This window comes from Phormidium pseudopriestleyi FRX01, from assembly GCF_017313335.1.
Lineage (GTDB): Bacteria > Cyanobacteriota > Cyanobacteriia > Cyanobacteriales > Laspinemataceae > Laspinema > Laspinema pseudopriestleyi.
On the sequence record NZ_JAFLQW010000070.1, the window covers coordinates 1 to 5,438 of the forward strand.

6 protein-coding genes are annotated in these 5,438 nt (G+C 45.8%); 2 read left to right on the forward strand and 4 right to left on the reverse strand.

Features of this window, described 5'->3' with window-relative positions; genetic code table 11:
- Positions 1-852: CHAT domain-containing protein (locus J0895_RS03020; RefSeq protein WP_207086654.1), on the forward strand; the 852-nt coding region annotated here is incomplete at its 5' end.
- Here J0895_RS03020 and J0895_RS03025 read toward each other — a convergent pair.
- From J0895_RS03025 to J0895_RS03040, 4 genes are all read right to left on the reverse strand, one after another.
- Positions 827-1,006, reverse strand: coding sequence for a hypothetical protein (locus J0895_RS03025; protein WP_207086655.1), 180 nt, complete (start codon positions 1,004-1,006; stop codon positions 827-829). The genes J0895_RS03020 and J0895_RS03025 overlap by 26 nt on opposite strands.
- Positions 1,007-1,038: 32 nt before the next feature.
- Complete coding sequence (locus J0895_RS03030; RefSeq protein WP_207086656.1) at positions 1,039-1,806, reverse strand: hypothetical protein; 768 nt, start codon at positions 1,804-1,806, stop codon at positions 1,039-1,041.
- A gap of 418 nt (positions 1,807-2,224) precedes the next feature.
- On the reverse strand, positions 2,225-3,493 hold the full coding sequence (locus J0895_RS03035) for a Tudor-knot domain-containing protein (protein WP_340643437.1): 1,269 nt from the start codon (positions 3,491-3,493) through the stop codon (positions 2,225-2,227).
- Positions 3,486-3,632: a hypothetical protein gene (locus tag J0895_RS03040; RefSeq protein WP_207086658.1), complete on the reverse strand. Its 147-nt coding sequence runs from the start codon at positions 3,630-3,632 to the stop codon at positions 3,486-3,488. The genes J0895_RS03035 and J0895_RS03040 overlap by 8 nt, the downstream gene beginning before the upstream one ends.
- A gap of 145 nt (positions 3,633-3,777) precedes the next feature.
- Between J0895_RS03040 and ilvA the strand changes: the two genes are divergently transcribed.
- Positions 3,778-5,289, forward strand: a complete 1,512-nt coding sequence (gene ilvA, locus J0895_RS03045) for a threonine ammonia-lyase, biosynthetic (protein WP_207086659.1) — start codon at positions 3,778-3,780, stop codon at positions 5,287-5,289.
- Positions 5,290-5,438 lie beyond the last annotated feature (149 nt).

Consider the following 5,438-nt stretch of genomic DNA (forward strand, 5'->3'; position numbering starts at 1 on the left):
AAACTGCACGAATTATTGATAACTCCAATTGCAGATTTACTTCCCCAAAATCCCGAAGAAAAGGTGATATTTATTCCCCATGAAGAGTTATTTTTCGTGCCGTTTCCGGCGCTGCTAGATGAGAGCGATCGCTACTTAATTGAAAAACATACCATTCTCACAGCGCCAGGGATTCAAGTGTTACAAATCGCTCGCACAGCAAAACGCGATCGCACCGGGGATATACAAGGCGCTTTAGTAGTTGGCAATCCAGTAATGCCGATATTTGCGAGGAACTCGCAAGAAAAAGCAGAGACATTGGCGAATTTACCGGGTGCGGAACAAGAAGCGATCGCGATCGCCGCCATGCTGAACACTCAACCGTTAATCGGAAGTGAGGCAACCGAGACAGCGGTAGTAGAACGGATCGGTTCTGCCGGAATCGTGCATTTGGCAACCCACGGGTTACTGGATGATTTTAGCGAGTCGGGTTTGTTGGGCGCGATCGCACTGGCACCGAGCGATCGCGATGACGGATTGCTCACTTTTGAGGAAATTATCGGTTTGGAGTTGAATGCGGGTTTGGTGGTTTTGAGCGCTTGCAATACAGGTGTGGGAAGCATTACCGGCGATGGCATTATTGGATTATCTCGCGCCGTAATCGGTGCCGGTGCCGAAAGTGTGATTGTATCGTTATGGAAAGCTGATGATCAGGCAACCGCACAATTGATGCAGGAGTTTTATCGGGTACTCCCCCAAACTGGCGATCGGGCGGTAGCTTTGCGACAAGCAATGCTGGCAACCCGGCAACAATATCCCGATGTGAGAGAGTGGGGAGCGTTTACCCTCATCGGTGAATCGGCGACTCGGTGAGAAATAGCGATTTGGGATGCAGGATAGGCGAAATTTTTGGGCGATCGCTTGGAGGTTGGATAGTGTTGATGTGCCGACGCAGTTGTGAGACGGTGGTGACTTCGGGATAGTGGCGATCGCTCTTGAGTTTGGGAACGGGCGATCGCCTGAACAATCCTGCTCTTCAATCAATCTAGTTGCAACAGTCTATGTACTGGAATTTTTGGTAAAAATAGACCGGACTTGAGTGCTAATTTCTTGAAGTTTTTTGATTCGGTCTACCTGAAATTCTTCTTGATTTTCCACCCCTTCTCCGACATAAAGTGAACGGGGAGATAATAAATACCAACTGGCAGGAACCACCTCTAAAAGCCACCAGTCAAATAAATCTCGTCGTCCCGAAGAACCCGGGAAAATTGCATATCCTTCGAGACAATCTTTTAAAATTTCTAAGGTTGCGTCTTTCGCTTGCTCCCGATCTAGCACTCGGATGGCATTTTTAAAAACATCTGTGGATTCAGAAATAATTTGTAAATGTGCTATATCTCCCTGTTTGACCGGATCAAGCGGTTCGGCAAAAATAGCCTCCAACTTTTTAATTTCTTGTTTTAACTCAAAATGTGAATTTTTTGAGGAAAGGTCTGAGTCAACCTCAGACAATATCCAACGCTCTAGCAATTCTATTGTCGATTTTGTCACATTATTTTGAGGCTGATAGTATTCTACAGTTGGCTCGACGACTAAAGCCAAAATTAAGGCTAACCAGACATATCGAAGGTGACACAAGGTCTTACCGCTGTTTTGAAAAACATTTAAAATGTCGTTTAATGCCTGGTCTAAGGATGCTGTTTCATCGGCCTCTGATTCATAAAGTTCTGGGTAATGCTCCTCCCTGATTTTGGTGATTAAGGTCTTGAGAGGTTCAGGTATTTTACTTAATAAAGGTAATTTTTTATCCGCAGAAGATTGTACCATAAAATTCACCTCTTTTTACTGTTTTTTTGGGGGATACGAATAATTCCAAGAGACGATTCCCTCTAGGTGGAAAGAAGAGTCGCGCTCAATCATCAAGTTTATCGAATCCAGATTCGGTAAGCTGTGAGCGCGATCGCCCCTGATTGTCCCCAGTGGCGATCGCCTCTAATTATCCCAGAGACCACGACATCCGTCAAGAGAGAAGGCAGAAACGACATAAACGGGTCCTTCCTCCTCTCAAACCCCCACTCACAACCCCAGTCATCCCTCAATAACGAGCTTCCTTCTGTAGGATTTAGGATAAATTTCATAAAAAAAGGTGGATGATACTTGATCAACCCACCTTGACGCTAGATTTTATGGGTAATTGACTTTCCAGGGGATTCAGTCTCTCTACCCGATTCCTCCGTGGAATCTTTTAACTGATTTCATCATTATCCACCCATTCATCATAGGAGGAATCATAATCGAGATAATGCAGGAAAGATTTCTTGCGTTTAACTTCCTGGATAATGGCGGTGTACCATTTCTCCTCATCCTCATCCCAAACTTTCACCTTTTGACCGATCGCATAGTCATAGTCATCCGATGGCGAATAATTGCGATCGCGTATATCTTCTTCTTCTACCCAATCATCATCAGAAGAACCATACCCCGCATAATGCACAAAATATTCATCCTCTTTAATTTTGAGGATAGTTGCCTCATACCAATCCTCCTCCTCACCATCCCAAACTTCTACCGTTTGACCCACCGCATACCCAGAGGTTGTTCCCGTTGCGGGTAGTTCCCCTAAATTCATAGAACCATGAGCATCCAAAATCAATTTTCGGGCTACAGTTTGAATCCCGGTATGTTCATAATAATTTGTAACTTGGTCTAAAAAGACCGCTACAAAGTCTAAGTTATCATCGGCAATTTGGATAAATTTACCCAAACCTTGCACAATAGATTGAGGCGTCACCCCAGTTTTGCTGACTAGGTTATTCATCCAGCCTTCCACTGCCTCAAACCCCTGATTAATAAACCCCACTTTATCCGAGGGACTATTCCCGGGAATAAAATTATTAAGGGCTACAAATACAGGATTTCCCGTAATGATACTCCCCTCCGTCCCCGTCATCACTTCGTGAATTTTCCCCAGAAAATTGGGACCTAGCGGCAACACTCCATCAATGCAAACTAATGCCATCATCCGCATCAAAGCCGCATCTTGATAGTTATTCGCCAAGGCAGCAGCAAATTGTTGAGGATTAGGATTCGGCAACCCATTCAGTTTGCAGTACGCAATCAGTTCTACAACAACTTTCATCAATAAATCAATGGTTTGTGTCGTATCTGCTTTCGGCGTCATTTTATTTAAAAATGACAGGAAGCTGATTTTTTCTCCCACCTTGTTCGCTAAAGCTGCGGTTGCCAATGCTGCATCAGCGCGGTCAATGGTCTGATAGAGTTTGATGACAGTTTGATAGCCTTGCTTCGGGTCGTGATACAAAGCAACAGCCCGATCGCGAATCTTCTGTATAACCTGGGGGTTACTCTCTCCCGTAATGGCTTGGATACTCTGGTCAAAACCAACTAAATTATCCCACTGACCGGGCATCAAATAGTCCAATGCCTTTAACACTTTTACCGTAATGTTATCAGTGGGTAGCTCGTCAACTAACTGAATAATGGACTTATCCACATTCGGAATCCTCACCATAAAAAAGGTTGTCTGCCATCATAGCTTTTTCCCCTATAAAATGGCGGGTTTCTTTAGAGAAACTTAATCTTGCAACTGAGAGAATATTTTTACCGCTCAAATCCGGGCTTTTTTCGCCCATGCCCGGGTTTGGATCCACTACATCTAAACCGACTGCCCTCAATCTGCGTTCTACACCCTAGCAATTTTGCTCAGAGACTCGATAGAGGTTACTCCGGTAGCGTAAGATAAAAGACTATCCCGTTTTTACCAACCCCCCTGACCCCATGTATTGCGATTACCTGGTCCAAATCTTGACCGCCCGTGTCTACGATGTTGCCCAAGAAACGCCCCTAGAGTATGCCCCGAATCTCTCTGCCAGACTGAATAATCAACTCCTCCTCAAACGGGAAGATATGCAGTCAGTGTTTTCCTTTAAATTGCGAGGCGCATACAACAAAATGGCTCAACTGCCGCCAGAACTCCTGGCAAAGGGCGTCATTGCTGCTTCCGCAGGCAACCATGCTCAAGGGGTCGCCCTCGGTGCATCCCGTCTGGGAACCCAGGCGATTATCGTGATGCCGGTGACAACCCCTCAAGTCAAGGTAGATGCAGTCAAATCCCGGGGAGGAGTGGTGGTATTGCATGGGGATACTTATGATGATGCCTACGCCTACGCCCGAGAATTGGAGGCAGAAAAAGGCTTAACCTTTATTCATCCTTTTGATGACCCTCATGTGATTGCGGGACAGGGAACAATTGGCATGGAAATTTTACGGCAACATCAGAAACCGATTCATGCGATTTTTGTGGCGATCGGCGGGGGTGGTTTAATTTCGGGAATTGCCGCCTATGTTAAGCGCTTACGTCCGGAAATTAAGATTATCGGAGTTGAACCCATAGATGCCGATGCCATGTCCCAATCCCTCCAAGCGGGACATCGAGTGCGCTTATCTCAAGTGGGGTTATTTGCCGATGGTGTAGCGGTTCGAGAAGTTGGGGAAGAAACATTCCGCCTGTGTCAACAATATGTAGATGATATTATCCTCGTCGGCACCGATGATACTTGTGCCGCCATTAAAGATGTATTTGAAGATACGCGATCGATTGTAGAACCCGCCGGTGCCTTGGCGATCGCCGGTGCGAAAGCGTATGTCGAACGAGAAGGCATCCAAGGCGAAACCTTAATTGCGATCGCCTGCGGTGCCAACATGAACTTCGATCGCCTCCGCTTTGTTGCCGAACGTGCCGAATTTGGGGAACGTCGCGAAGCAATCTTTGCCGTCACCATTCCCGAACAACCCGGAAGTCTCCGCAAATTTGGCGACTGTATCGGCAGACGGAATCTCACCGAATTTAACTATCGCATTGCCGACCAAAAAGAAGCACACATCTTCGTCGGAATGCAAATCGCCAACCGCGCCGATGCCGCCAATATGGTAGAAACCTTTGAAGCAAATGGATTCAAAACCCTCGACCTCACCGACGATGAACTCACAAAGTTACACCTCCGGCACATGGTAGGAGGACATTCCTCCCTCGCCCATAATGAATTACTCTACCGCTTTGAATTTCCCGAACGTCCCGGGGCCTTAATGAAATTCGTCGGACACATGAGTCGCAATTGGAATATCAGCTTGTTCCACTACCGAAATAACGGGTCCGATTACGGACGCATAGTCGTGGGAATGCAAGTCCCCCCAGAAGAAATGCAGGAATGGCAGGCATTTCTTGATAATGTCGGATATCGCTATTGGGATGAAAACAAAAATCCCGCTTATACCCTATTTTTGGGATAGAAAACATTGATTGTTCTCAGGTGGAACGCGCCGCAAAAAAAAAACAATTTGGGGGTTGCAATTCTTGACTTGGTGCGATATTATATTCATAATGGGATGTTGACTTCAATAATATTTTGGCAAAGCCTCCCATTATAAATATAAATTTA